General features: G+C 64.6%; 12 protein-coding genes. 5 read left to right on the top strand and 7 right to left on the bottom strand.

Annotated features, from left to right (window positions below):
- Window positions 1-25 precede the first annotated feature (25 nt).
- Window positions 26-2,179 (bottom strand): TonB-dependent siderophore receptor, encoded by a 2,154-nt coding sequence (locus ACK2SD_RS14025; protein ID WP_412460066.1) that lies wholly within the window; start codon window positions 2,177-2,179, stop codon window positions 26-28.
- A gap of 203 nt (window positions 2,180-2,382) precedes the next feature.
- On the opposite strand from ACK2SD_RS14025, the gene ACK2SD_RS14020 reads away from it, so the two are divergent.
- A complete protein-coding gene (locus ACK2SD_RS14020) occupies window positions 2,383-4,743 on the top strand; it encodes a DNA polymerase II (RefSeq protein ID WP_295481504.1) in 2,361 nt (786 codons plus the stop codon).
- Window positions 4,744-5,448: 705 nt separating this feature from the next.
- Here ACK2SD_RS14020 and lpxO read toward each other — a convergent pair.
- Window positions 5,449-6,348, bottom strand: coding sequence for a lipid A hydroxylase LpxO (lpxO, locus tag ACK2SD_RS14015; protein ID WP_412460065.1), 900 nt, complete (start codon window positions 6,346-6,348; stop codon window positions 5,449-5,451).
- 204 nt (window positions 6,349-6,552) lie between these two features.
- Here lpxO and thpR point away from each other — a divergent pair, with 204 nt between their 5' ends.
- The gene (gene thpR, locus ACK2SD_RS14010; RefSeq protein WP_412460064.1) at window positions 6,553-7,101 is read left to right on the top strand and encodes an RNA 2',3'-cyclic phosphodiesterase; all 549 of its coding nucleotides are present in this window, start codon (window positions 6,553-6,555) and stop codon (window positions 7,099-7,101) included.
- Here the strand turns inward: thpR and ACK2SD_RS14005 are convergent.
- Window positions 7,062-7,688, bottom strand: a complete 627-nt coding sequence (locus tag ACK2SD_RS14005) for an NAD(P)H-dependent oxidoreductase (protein WP_412460063.1) — start codon at window positions 7,686-7,688, stop codon at window positions 7,062-7,064. The genes thpR and ACK2SD_RS14005 overlap by 40 nt on opposite strands.
- 88 nt (window positions 7,689-7,776) lie before the next feature.
- On the opposite strand from ACK2SD_RS14005, the gene ACK2SD_RS14000 reads away from it, so the two are divergent.
- Complete coding sequence (locus tag ACK2SD_RS14000) at window positions 7,777-8,376, top strand: TetR/AcrR family transcriptional regulator (RefSeq protein WP_039577405.1); 600 nt, start codon at window positions 7,777-7,779, stop codon at window positions 8,374-8,376.
- A gap of 9 nt (window positions 8,377-8,385) precedes the next feature.
- Here the strand turns inward: ACK2SD_RS14000 and ACK2SD_RS13995 are convergent, their stop codons facing one another.
- The gene (locus ACK2SD_RS13995; protein ID WP_039577408.1) at window positions 8,386-9,291 is read right to left on the bottom strand and encodes an AraC family transcriptional regulator; all 906 of its coding nucleotides are present in this window, start codon (window positions 9,289-9,291) and stop codon (window positions 8,386-8,388) included.
- A gap of 180 nt (window positions 9,292-9,471) precedes the next feature.
- Between ACK2SD_RS13995 and ACK2SD_RS13990 the strand changes: the two genes are divergently transcribed.
- Both ACK2SD_RS13990 and ACK2SD_RS13985 read left to right on the top strand, forming a co-directional pair.
- Window positions 9,472-10,524: an NAD(P)-dependent alcohol dehydrogenase gene (locus ACK2SD_RS13990; protein ID WP_039577411.1), complete on the top strand. Its 1,053-nt coding sequence runs from the start codon at window positions 9,472-9,474 to the stop codon at window positions 10,522-10,524.
- Between the two features lie 202 nt (window positions 10,525-10,726).
- The gene (locus ACK2SD_RS13985) at window positions 10,727-11,953 is read left to right on the top strand and encodes a sugar transporter (protein WP_412460062.1); all 1,227 of its coding nucleotides are present in this window, start codon (window positions 10,727-10,729) and stop codon (window positions 11,951-11,953) included.
- Here the strand turns inward: ACK2SD_RS13985 and ACK2SD_RS13980 are convergent.
- From ACK2SD_RS13980 to ACK2SD_RS13970, 3 genes are all read right to left on the bottom strand, one after another.
- Window positions 11,936-12,526 (bottom strand): LysE family translocator, encoded by a 591-nt coding sequence (locus ACK2SD_RS13980; protein WP_412460061.1) that lies wholly within the window; start codon window positions 12,524-12,526, stop codon window positions 11,936-11,938. The two genes, ACK2SD_RS13985 and ACK2SD_RS13980, sit on opposite strands and share 18 nt — an antisense overlap.
- A gap of 48 nt (window positions 12,527-12,574) precedes the next feature.
- On the bottom strand, window positions 12,575-13,405 hold the full coding sequence (locus ACK2SD_RS13975) for an AraC family transcriptional regulator (protein WP_412460060.1): 831 nt from the start codon (window positions 13,403-13,405) through the stop codon (window positions 12,575-12,577).
- Window positions 13,406-13,510: 105 nt separating this feature from the next.
- Window positions 13,511-14,422, bottom strand: coding sequence for a LysR family transcriptional regulator (locus ACK2SD_RS13970; protein WP_412460059.1), 912 nt, complete (start codon window positions 14,420-14,422; stop codon window positions 13,511-13,513).
- Window positions 14,423-14,514: the final 92 nt, after the last annotated feature.

Raw genomic sequence — 14,514 nt, 5'->3', positions numbered from 1 at the left:
GGCGCGTCCGTGCGCCGAGGTGGGGTCAGAAGCTGTATTTGGCGGTGAGCATCAGGTTGCGTGGATCGCCGAAGTTGTCGCCGCCATAGTCCACTGACTCGGAGATCGACGAGTAGTAGCGGCGGTCGAAGACGTTGTTGGCGTTGAGCTGCAGGTCGAGGTGGCGATTGACCTGGTAGCCGGCCATCAGGTCGGTGACCGCGTAGCTGCCCTGCTGCAGGCGATAGGTGCTGCCGTTGACCGGGATGTCGTTGTACATCCGGCTTTGCCAGGTGACGCCGCCGCCCACGCGCAGCTTGTCCAGCGGACCTTGGAAGCGGTAGGTGGTGAACAGCTTGAACTGATGCTCGGGCGTGTCGGAGTTCAGCGGTTTGTTGACGGCGGCCGGGTTGTTGTCGTCCTTGATCGTGTGCACGCGGGCGTAGGTGTAGCCGGTGCCGACCTGCCACTGGTCGGTGAGGGCGCCCTGCAGCTCGAAGTCGATACCCTGGCTGCGCACTTCCCCGGAAGCCTGGTAGCAGGTCAGTTGTGGGCAGTTGGCCAGGCTCACTTCGACCTGGCGGTTTTCCTGGTCAATGCGGAACACGGCGAGGCTGGCATTGAGCGCACCGTCGAAGTATTCACCCTTGATGCCCACTTCGTAGTTCTTGCCGACGATGGGGATGATCGGCTTGCCGGAGGTGTCCTTGCCGTCCTGCGGGGTGAAGATGTCGGTGTAGCTGGCATACACCGAGTGGTGCTCGTCCAATTGGTAGATGAGCCCGCCGTAACGGGTGACGTTGCGGGTGACCTTATAGTCGCCGTCGTCGCTGCCGCGCTTGTCGTAGTCGTACCAGTCCAGACGTGCGCCGAGGATGAGCGTCAGTGGGTCGGCCAGGCTCAGGCGGGTGGTGGCGTAGACGCCTTCCTGATTGATCTGGTAGCGATTGTTGCTGGTATGGACGAAGTCCGGCTTGCCGCCGTTGAGCGGGTAGTTGGGGTCATACGGGCTGTAGTCGCGCTCATCCATGTCGTAGATGCGCTTGGCTGCGCCGAGCACCAGTTCGTGCTCGCGTCCCAGCAGCTCGAACGGACCACTGGCGAAGGCGTCCAGGCCTAGCTGGTTCTCGTCGTGGGCAGATTGGTAGACGGTACGCTGCAACGCCTTGTCCGCCCGCCAGCGTGACTGGTAGGAGCCTCGGAACAGCGCGTTCTGCTCGCTGTAGTTGGCGTTGACCTGCAGTTTCCAATCATTGGCCAGTTGATGGCGCACCTCGGCGAACAGCGTGTTGATTTCCTGGTCCTTGTCTTCCCAGTCGCTGCCTGGGTTGTATGAGCGCGACAGGCGTTGGTGATGACCATTGAGGTCGGTGGGGATTGAGCCCCAGAACACATTGGTCTTGTCCTTCTGGTGCGAGAAGCCCAGGGTCAGGGTGGTGTCATCGCTCAGGTCGGCTTCGCTGACGGCGTAGAACAGGCCATGGTTCTCCTGCTGGCCATCACGGAAGCCATTGCTGTCCTGCCAGGAGGTCACCACGCGCCCGCGCAGGGTGCCGCTGTCGTTGAGCGGGCTGGACGCGTCCAGCTCGCCACGGTAGTTGTCCCAGGTGCCGGCGGCACCGGTGAGGGTCACGGCCTGGCCAGGTAGCGGGCGCTTGCGCACCAGGTTGATGGCGGCCGAAGGTGTACCGGCGCCGGTGACCAGCCCGGTGGCGCCGCGCACCACCTCGACACGGTCGAACATGGCCAGGTTGGGCTGAGCGCCGACTACCCAGCCGCTGTAGGCGCTGGGGATTCCGTCGTACATCAGGTTGTCGACATCGAAGCCACGGGCGGTGTAGGTCTGCCGACCGGGGCCGCTGGACTGGTTGAGGAACAGGCCCGGCGTGTAGCGGGCCACGTCGTTGATGCTGGTCATGTTCTGGTCGTCCATGCGCTGGCGCGTGACCACGGTCACGGCCTGTGGCGTCTCGCGCAGGCTCAGGGGCAGCTTGGTAGCGGTTTCCATGGCACCGGTGGTGTACGACGTGGTGCCTTCGGTGGTGCTGCCCAGGCGGTTGTCGCTGATTTCGGTGGCGCCGAGTTCCAGAACACCGGCGGTCGGGGCGTCTTCGGCCATGGCATTGGCCAGCGGTGTGGTGCAGAGAGCGAGGGCCAGCAGGTTGGGCGCGAAGCGGCGGGGCGGGGCAGCGAGGATCATGCCGGAGTTGTCCTTATTGCGAGTACGTATGAGAACGATTAGCAATAAGTGTGTCAGGATTTGTCGTGGTGCGGAAGCGGTGTGGGTATCGATTTCGACGAATTTTTCACAACTGCCCAACGGTCCGGTCGGTGGGTATAAAGATCCCGGTAGTGGCGCAAAGCCGTTAGACTCGCCGACCTGATGACTATTTCGAGGTGGCTGTGACGCTGCAGCAGGGGTTCGTCCTGACCCGCCATTGGCACGACACGCCCGAGGGCACCTGCGTGGAGTTCTGGCTGGCCACCGACCAGGGGCCGCGCCGAGTGCGTCTGGCGCCGCAGACCTCGGTGGCCTTCGTGCCGGCCGAGCAGGCCGCCCATGCTCGCGCGCTGCTGGCCGACGAGCCGGGCGCGCAGTTGCGCCCGCTGCAGTTGCGCGACTTTCAGCAGCGTCCGGTCATGGGCCTGTATTGCCAACAGCACCGGCAGTTGATGGCGTTGGAGCGACGCCTGCGCGAGGCCGGCGTCGAGGTCTTCGAAGCCGATATCCGCCCACCGGAACGCTACCTGATGGAGCGCTTCATCACCGCGCCGGTGCTGTTCGGTGGCCACGACGACGGTCAAGGCACGCTGGAGCACGCCCAACTCAAACCGCACCCGCACTATCGGCCACGGCTGCGGCTGGTATCGCTGGACATCGAGACCACCGAGCGCGGCGAGCTCTACAGCATCGGCCTGCACGGTTGCGGGCAGCGCGTGGTGTACATGCTCGGCCCGCCCAATGGCGACGCACAGTCGGTGGACTTCGAGCTGCACTACTGCGACGACCGCGCCGCGTTGCTCGACTGCCTCAACCAGTGGTTGGCTCACCATGACCCGGACGCGATCATCGGCTGGAACGTCATCCAGTTCGACCTGCGCGTGCTCCACGAGCATGCCCAGCGTTTGAAGGTGCCGTTGTACCTGGGCCGTGACGGTGCGCCCATGACCTTGCGCGAGCATGGCAGCCGCACCCACTTCTTCGCCGACGCGCCCGGCCGCCTGCTGATCGATGGCGTCGAGGCGCTGCGCTCGGCGACTTGGAGTTTTCCGTCGTTCAGCCTGGAGAACGTCGCCCAGACCTTGCTCGGCGAGGGCAAGGCGATTTCCACGCCGTACCAGCGTATGGACGAAATCAACCGTATGTTCGCCGAGGACAAGCCGGCGCTGGCGCGCTACAACCTCAAGGACTGCGAGCTGGTCACGGCGATCTTCGAGCACACCCGGCTGCTGGACTTTCTGCTCGAGCGTGCTTCGGTCACAGGTCTGCCGGCCGACCGCAGCGGCGGCTCGGTGGCGGCGTTCGGTCATCTGTACATCCCGGCCATGCACCGCCAGGGTTTCGTCGCACCGAACTTGGGCGAGCGCGACGGCGAGGCGAGTCCGGGCGGATTCGTCATGGATTCGCGACCCGGGCTGTACGAGTCGGTGCTGGTGCTGGACTACAAGAGTCTCTATCCGTCGATCATCCGCACCTTTCTGATTGATCCGGTGGGCTTGATCGAGGGCCTGCGCGAGCCGGATGAGTTGCATTCGGTGGAGGGCTTTCGAGGGGCGCGGTTTTCCCGTACCCGGCACTGCCTGCCAGCCATCGTCGAGCGGGTCTGGCAGGGCCGCGAGGCGGCCAAGCAGGTGGGCAACGCGCCGCTGTCCCAGGCGCTGAAAATCATCATGAATGCGTTCTACGGGGTATTGGGCTCCAGCGGTTGCCGCTTTTTCGATCCGCGCCTGGCGTCGTCGATCACCTTGCGCGGGCACCAGATCATGCGCCAGACCCGTGCACTGATCGAGGCGCAAGGGTTGGAGGTGATCTATGGCGATACCGACTCGACGTTCGTCTGGCTCAAGGGTGCCCATGGCGAGGAGGCGGCGGCGCAGATCGGCCGGGCCCTGGTGGCGCAGGTCAACCAGTGGTGGCGCGAGCACTTGAGCACTGAGATGGGGCTAGACAGCGCGCTGGAGTTGCAGTTCGAGACGCATTACCGGCGGTTTCTGATGCCCACCATTCGCGGCACGGAGGAGGGTAGCAAGAAGCGCTATGCTGGTCTGGTGCAGCGTGGCGAGGGGCACGACGAGGTGGTGTACAAGGGGCTGGAGTCGGTGCGCACCGACTGGTCGCCATTGGCGCGGCTGTTTCAGCAGGAGCTGTATGGGCGGATCTTTCGCGATCAGCCGTATCGCGAGTATGTGCGCGAGTTCGTGGGGCGTACGTTGGCGGGCGAGTTGGATGAGTTGCTGGTGTATCGCAAGCGGTTGCGGCGGCCCTTGAGCGACTATCAGCACAACGTGCCGCCGCATGTGCGGGCGGCGCGGTTGGCTGATGAGTACAACCGGCGGGTTGGGCGGCCTTTGCAGTATCAGCGGGGGGGATGGATCAGTTACGTGATGACTGTGGCGGGGCCGGAGCCTTTGGAGGAGCGGCGCTCGCCTGTGGATCATGAGCATTATTTGAGTCGGCAGTTGCAGCCGGTGGCGGATGCCATCTTGCCGTTTGTGGGGGATGATTTTGCGGGGTTGACGGGGCGGCAGCTTTTGCTTTTCTGAGGGTGGTTTTTGTTGGGGGCCCGGGGGGAGGGGTGAATATCCGGATTTTTTGGTGATGCTTAGTCACCTTTTCGCCCTTACGGCGACCCTCATTTTTTCTTGGAAAAAAGAGGGGCAAAAACCGCTTGCTCCCGCATCCGGCCCCTTCGCTGCGCTGCGGGGTTCCCTCGCGCGGTGGCACTCCGGGGGTACCGCGCTTAGGGGCCATCCATGGCCCCAAGCGCTTGACGGCATCCATGCCCGTCAACCCCCTCCATGCCACCTCTGCTCGGCCTCCTGAGGTCGCGGTTGGCGGCGTCTGAACTGACGCGCGCTTAGAAGCAGGGCGGTGGGGCAGATTAATCGGAGCGCTGCGCGATCGAATCGTCGTTGCCGTTGCCGTTGATCATGATGCGCGGTAGTTCAAACACCGCCAACCGCGACCTCAGGAGGCCGAGCATAGGCGTTGCGCAGGGAGGTGACGGGCATGGATGCCCGTCAAGCGCTTGGGGCCAGGAAGGCCCCTAAGCGCGGTCCTCCCGGAGTGACGCCGGCGCGAGGGAACCCCTGCGCGTAGCGCAGGGGCCGTATGCGGGAGCAAGCGGTTTTTGCCCCCCTTTTTTCCAAGAAAAAAAGGGGGTCGCCGTAAAGGCGAAAAGGTGACTAAGCATCACCCCAAAATCCGGATAATCACCCAATCACCCAATCACCCAATCACCCAACAAGTCAAATATAAACAAACACCAAAACCAACCCAGCCACCACCGCCCACTTCTCCAGGTAATACCGCGTCCGATTCCGCTTCTTCAGCGCCTTCCCCCGCTCCCGAATCCTGTAAATCCGAGTAAAGAGCCGGTTGATCCCCCCCGTCTTGTCATTCGCATCGTTAGGCGCCGCCGCCGCCGCCATGACATTACGACTGAACCACCGATTGAACGCGCCGGCCCAACGATACTTCAGCGGCCGCTCCACATCACAGAACAGAATGATCCGGTTCTGTTCGGTAGTATTGGCCGCATAGTGGATATAGGTCTCGTCGAACACCACCGCTTCACCATCGCGCCAGGAATACTTCTCCCCGTCGACGTCGATGTAACAGCCATCGTCGTTAGGCGTTTGCAGCCCCAGGTGATAGCGGTACGACCCCGCGTAAGGATCGCGATGACGCACCAGCTTGGCCCCAGGGGGCAGGGTGGCGAACATCGCTGCCTTCACCGTGCCGATGCCTTGCAGCAACTCGGTAGTACGCGGGCACAGACTCATCGCCGACGGATGACTTTCGCCATACCACTTCAAGTAAAAGCGCTTCCAGCCCGTCTTGAAGAACGAATTGAAGCCAACATCGTCATAGTTATCGGACTTCTTGATCTCCCCCGCCTGCAGCAGTTGCACCGCCTCTTCGCGGATTTCCTGCCAGTGGTCCTTCAACGGTTGCAGTTCCGGGAACGACTCGACCGGCAAATAGGGCTTGGCCGGTAGCTTGGAGAACAGGTAGAGGAAGCTGTTCACCGGCGCCAGGAAGCTGGAGTGATCGCCCAACTGACGGGTCAGCTTGTGACGGACCCGGCCGCGCAAGTGAACATAGGCGATCGAGAGGACGAAGATCAGTACGAGAGCAATTTTCATGGACGGTTACTTGTCGAATAAAAATGGCCATGCGCCATGGCCGTAGCCTGCCAGCATAAACAATCGTGCAGACGGTTTGTACCTATTGTTGCTGCGTGGCGTGGCTGCCTGGCACGATCCGCCGCTGTCAGCGCAAACGATTCAACCTCGCGCGTTTCTCCCTGTTAGTCAGCCGAAGCGCTTCGAGCCAGGAGGCCATTTTCAATGATTCAGGATGTCCGGTCGGGGGGCGAGCCCTTCAAACGACTGTTTTTCGCATTCTCCTTGGCTGAGCCGCAACGCCGTGCCATAGCCCAATGGCGGCGTGCGCTCGGACTGCGGGCCGGTAAACCGGTGCCCGTTGAGAACTTCCATGTCACGCTGCTGTTTTTGGGCGATGTACCGGCCGCCCAGGTGCCGGCGCTGTGCGCGGTGGTCGACGGTCTGAAACGCCCGGCAGCGCCTGTGCGTCTACTGCTCGACCGCCTCCAGACCTGGCGACGCCCAGGCGTGCTGGTACTCGAGCCGAGTGACACGCCCGTTGCACTGCGCCAATGGGTCTACGCCCTGCACCAGGCACTGCTGCCGCTGGGCATCGCCGACCAGGCCCGCGATTACCGTGCACACCTGACCCTTTCCCGCGACTACCCAGGCGAGCCGCCCGAAGCAGGCGTCGCGCCCGACTTCCACCTCAATGTACGCCAGTTCGGCTTGTACGAGTCGCGCAAAGGGCGCTATCTGCCGCTGGCCGAATGGCCGCTGAGCGGCGCTTGAGCCCCGAGGTCGAACAGCGAGCGACCCAACTGATGGGCCTGCTGCTGATGCCGCGCGGCCTCGGAGCCTTCACTGTCATCGAGCAACAGCGAAGTCGAGACCTGCGCGCCGCACCAGTCGAAGATGCCGTGCTCGATTTGCGTGCGCATGGCGCGGTCATAGCCGTGCCGCGCGAACAGGCCCTGATCGGCGCCACCGAGGGCGAGCAGATGCACGTTGAGGTGCCCGAGTCGCTGGGTGGTTCTGCCCTCGGCATCGTAGTCGAAGGCCCAGCCGTTGCTGAACACACGGTCGATCCAGCCCTTGAGCAAGGCCGGAAACGACCACCAGTAGACCGGGTACACCAGCACCAGGGCGTCCGCGCCTTCGATGCGCCGTTGCTCGGCGACCACTGCAGCGCTGGGTGGGCCCAGGCGACGATGTACGGCCAGGTCGGCGGGGGTGAAACGAGGATCGAAGCGTTCGGCGGCGAGATCGGCGATCTCGCTGCTGTGACCTGCGTAGGTCAGGCCCTCGGCGACCTGTCGGGCGAGGGTGTGGGTCAGCGCGTCGGGTTCTGGATGAGCGACGACGATCAGAGCGTGCATGGCAGTATTCCTGAACGGATGAAGAACGAGGGCGAGTGCGGTACACTCGGTAAGTTACGATTGGTAAGTTACTTTTGGTAGGTAATCGATGTCAAGCGAAGAACAGGCTCGCCCGCGCAAGCGATTGAGCCGCTCCGAACGCCGACGCCAACTGATAGCCGTGGCGTGGCAGATGGTTCGAGAGGAAGGCACCGACGCCTTGAGTCTGGGGCGACTGGCTGAACTGGCGGGCGTTACGAAACCGGTGGTGTACGACCACTTTGATACCCGAAACGGCTTGCTGGTCGCGCTCTACGAGGAGTACGACACGCGTCAGAGTGCGCTGCTCGACAGGCTGCTGGCCGACTGTGAAGCGACGCTCCAAGCACGTGCGGCAGTGATTGCCGCCGCCTACGTCGATTGTGTGATGACCCAGGGCCAGGAGATGCCCGGGGTGGTGGCGGCACTCGCCGGCTCACCCGAGCTGGAGGCGCTCAAGCGCGGCTATGAAGATCCTTTTCTGGACAAGTGCCGCCAGGCGTTGGCGCCGTTCGCGCCGACTGGCGATATCGGCGTTGCGGGCCTGCGCCTGCTGGTCGGAGCCGGCGATGCCTTGGCTCAGGCAGCGGCCAGCGCAGAGGTCGAGCCGGGGCTGGCGAAGGAGGAACTGAGTGCGGCGATCAGCGCGATGGTGCTTCGCCAGAAATGACCAGGGTCGTTACACCGGCAGACTCTGATAAGGCAGTTCATCGCCCGGGCTGCGGGCGAACTGGCGCTTGTACTCGCGGCTGAACTGCGAGGTGCTCTGGTAGCCCACGCGATGCGCCACCTGGGCCACGCCCAGGCGCTCGCCGATCAGCATCTGCTGCGCCTTGAGCAGGCGCAGACGCTTGAGGTACTGCATCGGTGCAAGCTCCGTGCAGCGCTTGAAGTGGTCGTGGAAGGTCGACACGCTCATGTTGGCGCGGCTGGCCAGCGCCTCCACGCTCAAGGGCTCGGCATAATGTTCACGCAGGTAGGCCAGCGCCGAGCCGATGCGGGCGAAATGACCCTGCTGTTCCACCAGCGCCCTCAGCACGCCCGCCTGGGGACCGCGCAGGGCGGTATAGAGCACTTCGCGCACCCGGGTCGGGCCCAGCACCTTGGCATCCATCGGGTCTTGCAGGCATTCGAGCAGGCGCTCCACGCTGGCGCGCATGGCCGCGTCCAACGCCGCCGAGCTCATCGACTGTGGCGTCTGCACCTGCACCGCCGGATCCGGCGGCAGCGCCATGCTTTGCACCAGTTCGCCAAGCACCGCGCGGTCGATGTCCACCGCCACGCCGAGCATCGGCGCCTGCGCGGTGGCGAAGGTCTCGCACATGAACGGCACCGACAGCGCCTGGATCAGGTAATGCCCTGCGCCGTATTCCAGCGTGCGCGGGCCCAGGCGCGCCAGCTTGCTGCCCTGGGCGAGGATGATCAGGCTTGGCTCGTAGATCTGCGGGCTGCTGGCCACGTAATGGTCCCAGGACAGGACCTGCACCTGCGGCAAGTGGGTGGCAACGAAGCCGGGGCGCGAGGCGAGGGCGCGAATCAGTGCGCACAGGGGCGCATTGGCATCAACGTGGTGGGTCAGGTGCATGGCAAACCGCAGGCAGAGGATCAGACAGTTGGATGATCGCAGATTGACAGTCTAGCGCCAGATCGCGGTGAGCAGGTTCGGAGAATCAGGCACGAATCCCGGAGGATCGACCGTGGCCCGCGCGGTCTGAGGTGCGCAACATGGCACGCCTGAATCGTTTCAATCTGCGAGGTCCAGAGCATGTACACCGCCATCGGCTACGCCGCCCAATCCTCCACTGCGCCCTTGGCGCCCATGACCTTCCAACGCCGCGCCCTGCGCGCCGACGACGTCGCCATCGACATCCTTTACTGCGGCGTGTGTCACTCCGACCTGCACCAGGCCCGCAACGAGTGGGGTATCGCTGTCTATCCGCTGATGCCGGGTCATGAAATCGTCGGCCGCGTCACGGCGGTGGGCGACAAAGTGGGCAACTACCAAGTCGGCGATCTGGTCGGCGTCGGCTGCATGGTCGACTCTTGCCGTCAGTGCGAAGCGTGCCACAAGGATCTGGAGCAGTATTGCCTTGAAGGCCCGACCATGACCTACGCCACGCCCGACCGCGTGGACGGCAGCAACACCATGGGCGGCTACTCCAGCAGCATCGTGGTCAGCGAGCACTTCGTCCTGCGCATGCCGCAGGGCCTCGACCTGCCGAGCGCAGCACCGATCCTCTGCGCTGGCATCACCACCTATTCGCCGCTCAAGCACCACGGCGTCGGCCCTGGCCACAAAGTGGGCGTGCTGGGCATGGGCGGTCTGGGTCACATGGGCATCAAGTTCGCCAAGGCCCTGGGCGCTGAAGTCACCGTGTTCACCCGTTCCCAGGCCAAGGCCGAAGAAGCGCGTCGTCAGGGTGCCGACCAGGTGATCGTGTCCACCGACGAGGCGCAGATGCGCGCGGCAGCCGGGCGTTTCGACTTCCTGCTCGACACCATTCCGGTGCAGCATGACCTCAACCCCTACCTGGAAACCCTGAAGTTCGACGGCGTGCACATCCTGGTCGGGCTGATCGAGCCGATCGACCCGCCGGTGCACGCGGCCAACCTGGTGCTCAAGCGCCGCGTGGTCGCAGGTTCCTTGATCGGCGGCATCGCCGAAACCCAGGAAGTGCTGGATTTCTGCGCTGAGCACGGCATTACCTGCGACATCGAGATGCTCGACATCCGCAACATCAACGAAGCCTTCGAACGCATGCACAAGGGTGACGTGAAGTACCGCTTTGTGATCGATATGGCCACGTTGCACGCCTGATCCGGGCTGTCCGACCGGCCTTCGGCGCTAAGCCACTGCCCTGTGTGGCGCCACAGCAGACTCCCGCGGTTGTGGCGCCTGGCCACGCCGCGTACCATGGCCGTCATTCCCCCTAACAAGAAAAACCGTGCAGCCGCCGCCCTGAACCTCGGGCGGCGCTGTGCGTCCTATCGCTTTGCCTGCGGAGAATGCAGTGGCCTCCATGAATGCACCCCTACCCGAATCCCTGCCTGCTCCGGCAGGCGGCGGCAGCTGGCTGAGCGTGATCGCGCTGGCGCTGGCGGCCTTCATCTTCAACACCACCGAGTTCGTTCCGGTGGCACTGCTCAGTGACATCGGCCGTAGCTTCGACATGACCACCGCGCAGGTCGGCTTGATGTTGACCATCTATGCCTGGGTGGTGGCCCTGGCCTCGTTGCCGCTGATGCTGCTCACCCGCAACATCGAGCGGCGGCGCCTGCTGCTGCTGGTGTTCCTGGTGTTCATCGTCAGCCACTTGATGTCATGGCTGGCGCAGAGTTTTGCCATGCTGTTGCTGAGCCGCATCGGCATTGCCCTGTCGCATGCCGTGTTCTGGGCCATCACCGCCTCGCTGGCGGTGCGTGTGGCGCCGGCCGGCAAGCAGGCCAAGGCGCTCGGGCTGCTGGCGACCGGTACGACTCTGGCCATGGTGCTGGGCATTCCACTGGGGCGGGTGGTGGGCGAAGCGCTGGGTTGGCGCGTGACCTTCCTCAGTATCGCCGGGGTGGCCCTGGCCACCATGTTGTGCCTGATGAAGTCGCTGCCGCTGCTACCGAGCCAGAACTCCGGCTCGTTGCGCAGCTTACCTGTCCTGTTCCGGCGTCCGGCACTGGTCATCACCTACCTGCTGGTTACCTTGGTGATCACCGCGCAATTCACCGCCTACAGCTACATCGAGCCGTTCGCCTTACACGTGGCGCAGATCAGTGGCGACCACACCACGCTGATCCTGCTGCTGTTCGGCGGCGCCGGTGTGTTCGGGTCGGTGCTGTTCAGCCGCTACAGCGATCGCTTCCCCCAGGGCTTCCTGCTGGGGTCGATCGGCTGCCTGGCGTTGTGCTTGCTGTTGTTGCTGCCGCTGGCCGGCAGCTTCACGGCGTTCGCTGTGCTCAGCATGTTCTGGGGTGTGGCGATTCTCAGTTTCAGTCTGGCGCTGCAATCGAAGACGTTGAAACTGGCGTCCGATGCCACCGATGTGGCCATGGCGCTGTTCTCCGGGATCTACAACATCGGTATCGGCGGCGGCGCACTGCTGGGCAGCATCGTCAGCAGCCAAGTGGGCGTGGCCTATATCGGCCTGACCGGCGGCGCGGTGGCGCTGATCGGCCTGGTGATTGCGGTGACCAGCGCCCAGCGGTTTCGCCAGGCCTTGGCGGCGCCTGCGGCGGCGTCAGGCTCCGCTCAGTAGTGCCGACCACGCCGACACCAGCAGCACGAGCGCCAGCAGTTGGTTGAACCGCCGCCATTGCGGCGCTGCACCCAGCCAGCGGGCGCTGCCAACGCCGAGCAGCGCCCAGGCGCCCATGCAGGGCAGGGCGACCAGCAGAAACACCAGCGCCAATTGCCATACCGGCCACTGCGGTGCCGCGAACACCCCGATCACCGCCACCGCCATCAGCCAGACCTTGGGATTGACCAGTTGCAGCGATGCCGCGCTGCCCGCGCCGAAGCGCCGGGTAGGCGAAGCCCGAACCGGCTCGCCGGCAGCGCGAAACAACTGCCAGGCCAGCAGACTCAGCCACAGCGCACCGACCCAGCTCATCACGTGCTGCGCCAGTGGATGACGCAGCAGCACCTCACCCAAGCCCAGCCCGACCAGCCAGACGATACCGGCCGCCGCCGCACAGGCCGAGACGATCGGTGCCAGGCTGGCGCGCAGGCCATGTTGCGCGCCGTGGGCGAGGATCAGCAGGTTGGTCGGGCCAGGGCTGATGCTGGCGACCAGGGCGAAGAGCATGAAAGGCAGCAACGAGGGCGACATGAGCGAACTCCAGAAAGACCAGTCGCCAGGGTGCAGGGTGAGCGCGGTTCAGTCTGGAAGGTTTGAGCAGCGTCGGCGGTAGTCGGCGGGGGTCAGCCGGTAGGCGCGGCGGAACCAGCGCCCCAGGTGGCTCTGGTCGGCGAAGCCCAGTGCCATGGCCACGTCGCTGGGCGTGTCGCCTCGGGCCAGCAGGCGCCGGGCGCGGGTCAGGCGCAACTGGATCAGGTAGGCGTGCGGGGCCAGGCCGAACGCCGCCTTGAACGCGCGCGTCAGGCGGAAGCGGTCGACACCACAGGCCTGCGCCAGGTCGCTCAGGCCGACGTCGCTGCCCATATGAGCGTGCAGGTAGTCCCGCGCGCGCTGGGCGCTCAGCGGCAACCGTGGGTCGGGGTTGAGCCGCTTGCGCCAGTGCAGGTGGCGCGTCAGGCAGGCCAGTAGATCGTCCAGGGCAGTCTGGCGCACGATGCGCAGTTCCCCGCCGTGCAGCGCCTGAAAGGCGCGGCTGGTCGCCCCGGCCAGGCGCGGGTCGGTGCACAGGGTGTCGGCGAACGAGGGCAGGCACTGCGCCGGTGTGCTGTCGAACAGCGCATGCACCTGGTTTTCCAGCCAATGGCTGTCCAGGTACAAGGTGCAGTAGGTGAACCCCTCGTGAGTGGGCGCCTCGCCATCATGCAGATCGCCGGGTTCGAGCAGAAACACCTGTCCCGGTGTGCTGCAGTGGCGCACCCGGCGGCAGTTGAACTGTTGCACGCCCTGTTCGGTGACGCCCACCAGAAAACTGTCGTGCCAGTGCGGGTCGTAGGCGTGGCCGGTGAAATGCGCGCGGACCGACTCGATGCCCGTGTCGGCGTCCTGCTGGAGGTCGATCCAGTTGCTCATGGCTGCGGCTGTCCAGAGGAATGGAGGGTTAGCCTAGCGCAGATGCAGTGCTTGCGCTTAGAACGCCTGTGCAGCGTCTCGGCGCAGACTGCACATGCTGTTCGTCTAGTCGCTGGGCTGTTGCGCGTTGCAGGGTCGCATCTGCGCGAACCTGTCATGGAGCCACTGGTGCAGCCTCGTCACTGCCGCAGACAACTGCTTGCGGTGGGGGCAGACCAGCACCAGCGGCCGCAGATCCCCCGGAAAGTCCGGCATCAGCACGTCGAGTTCGCCAGCCGCCACATTGGCACTGACATCCAGCCAGGACTTGAAGGCGATGCCTTCGCCGGCCACCGCCCAGCGCCGGACCACGTCGGCATCGTCACAGAACAGCGGCCCACTGACCTGCACGGTCTGATCGCCCAACTGCCACCGATCGAACACCCGCGACTGCTGCAGGTACAGCAGGCAGTCGTGGTGCTTGAGGTCCTCCGGGGTGTGCGGGCGGCCGCGCCGCGCCAGATAGGCTGGCGAGGCCACCACCACCCGGCGATTCCAGGGCACCAGCGGCAGGGCGATGTAGTTGGCGTCTTCCTCGACGCCGTAGCGGATACCGACATCCACCGGGTCGCGGAAAAAGTCGGCCAGTTCATCGGAGAGGAAGAAGCGCAGGTTCAGGCTTGGGTGCTCGCGGCGGAAGGCGCTGAGCCAGGGCAGCAGCAGGTTGCGCCCGACGTCCGAGGGCGCCGACACCTGCAGCACCCCGCGCAGTTCGCTGTGGTCGCCATGCAGGCTTTCGCGGCCCTGGCGCAGGGTTTCCAGCACGCTGTGCGCGGTCGGCAGGTACAGCTCGCCCTCGGCAGTCAGGCGCAGGCTGCGGGTGGTGCGGGCGAACAGACGCACGTCCAGTTCGCGCTCCAGGCGCTTGATCGCCGCCGCCACCTGGCCGGGCAGCACACCCGTCTCCTGGGCGGCCGCGGTGAAACTGCCGAGCACGCTGGAGCGAATGAACAGATGGAGGTCGTCGAGGCGCAGCATTTTCACTCCAGTGATGAAAGTGTTGCTGCATTCTGCCGGTTTTTCTGGCTTACAGAAAAGATAAGATACACACCATCACTCTCCCAGACTGG

This window comes from Pseudomonas sp. SC11 (assembly GCF_047039205.1).
In the GTDB taxonomy this organism is placed as follows: domain Bacteria; phylum Pseudomonadota; class Gammaproteobacteria; order Pseudomonadales; family Pseudomonadaceae; genus Aquipseudomonas; species Aquipseudomonas boreofloridensis.
Note: the sequence above shows the minus strand (reverse complement) of the source record. Positions and strands in the feature narration are given on the sequence as shown.

What these genes read in the sequence shown, in the direction of transcription:
- ACK2SD_RS13985 (WP_412460062.1), top strand. Translation starts at nt 10,727, where the DNA reads ATGAATGCACCCCTACCCGAATCCCTGCCTGCTCCGGCAGGCGGCGGC.
- ACK2SD_RS14005 (WP_412460063.1), bottom strand. Translation starts at nt 7,688, where the DNA reads ATGCACGCTCTGATCGTCGTCGCTCATCCAGAACCCGACGCGCTGACC.
- ACK2SD_RS13970 (WP_412460059.1), bottom strand. Translation starts at nt 14,422, where the DNA reads ATGCTGCGCCTCGACGACCTCCATCTGTTCATTCGCTCCAGCGTGCTC.
- ACK2SD_RS13980 (WP_412460061.1), bottom strand. Translation starts at nt 12,526, where the DNA reads ATGTCGCCCTCGTTGCTGCCTTTCATGCTCTTCGCCCTGGTCGCCAGC.
- ACK2SD_RS14000 (WP_039577405.1), top strand. Translation starts at nt 7,777, where the DNA reads ATGTCAAGCGAAGAACAGGCTCGCCCGCGCAAGCGATTGAGCCGCTCC.
- ACK2SD_RS13990 (WP_039577411.1), top strand. Translation starts at nt 9,472, where the DNA reads ATGTACACCGCCATCGGCTACGCCGCCCAATCCTCCACTGCGCCCTTG.
- ACK2SD_RS14025 (WP_412460066.1), bottom strand. Translation starts at nt 2,179, where the DNA reads ATGATCCTCGCTGCCCCGCCCCGCCGCTTCGCGCCCAACCTGCTGGCC.
- ACK2SD_RS13995 (WP_039577408.1), bottom strand. Translation starts at nt 9,291, where the DNA reads ATGCACCTGACCCACCACGTTGATGCCAATGCGCCCCTGTGCGCACTG.
- ACK2SD_RS13975 (WP_412460060.1), bottom strand. Translation starts at nt 13,405, where the DNA reads ATGAGCAACTGGATCGACCTCCAGCAGGACGCCGACACGGGCATCGAG.
- thpR (WP_412460064.1), top strand. Translation starts at nt 6,553, where the DNA reads ATGATTCAGGATGTCCGGTCGGGGGGCGAGCCCTTCAAACGACTGTTT.
- lpxO (WP_412460065.1), bottom strand. Translation starts at nt 6,348, where the DNA reads ATGAAAATTGCTCTCGTACTGATCTTCGTCCTCTCGATCGCCTATGTT.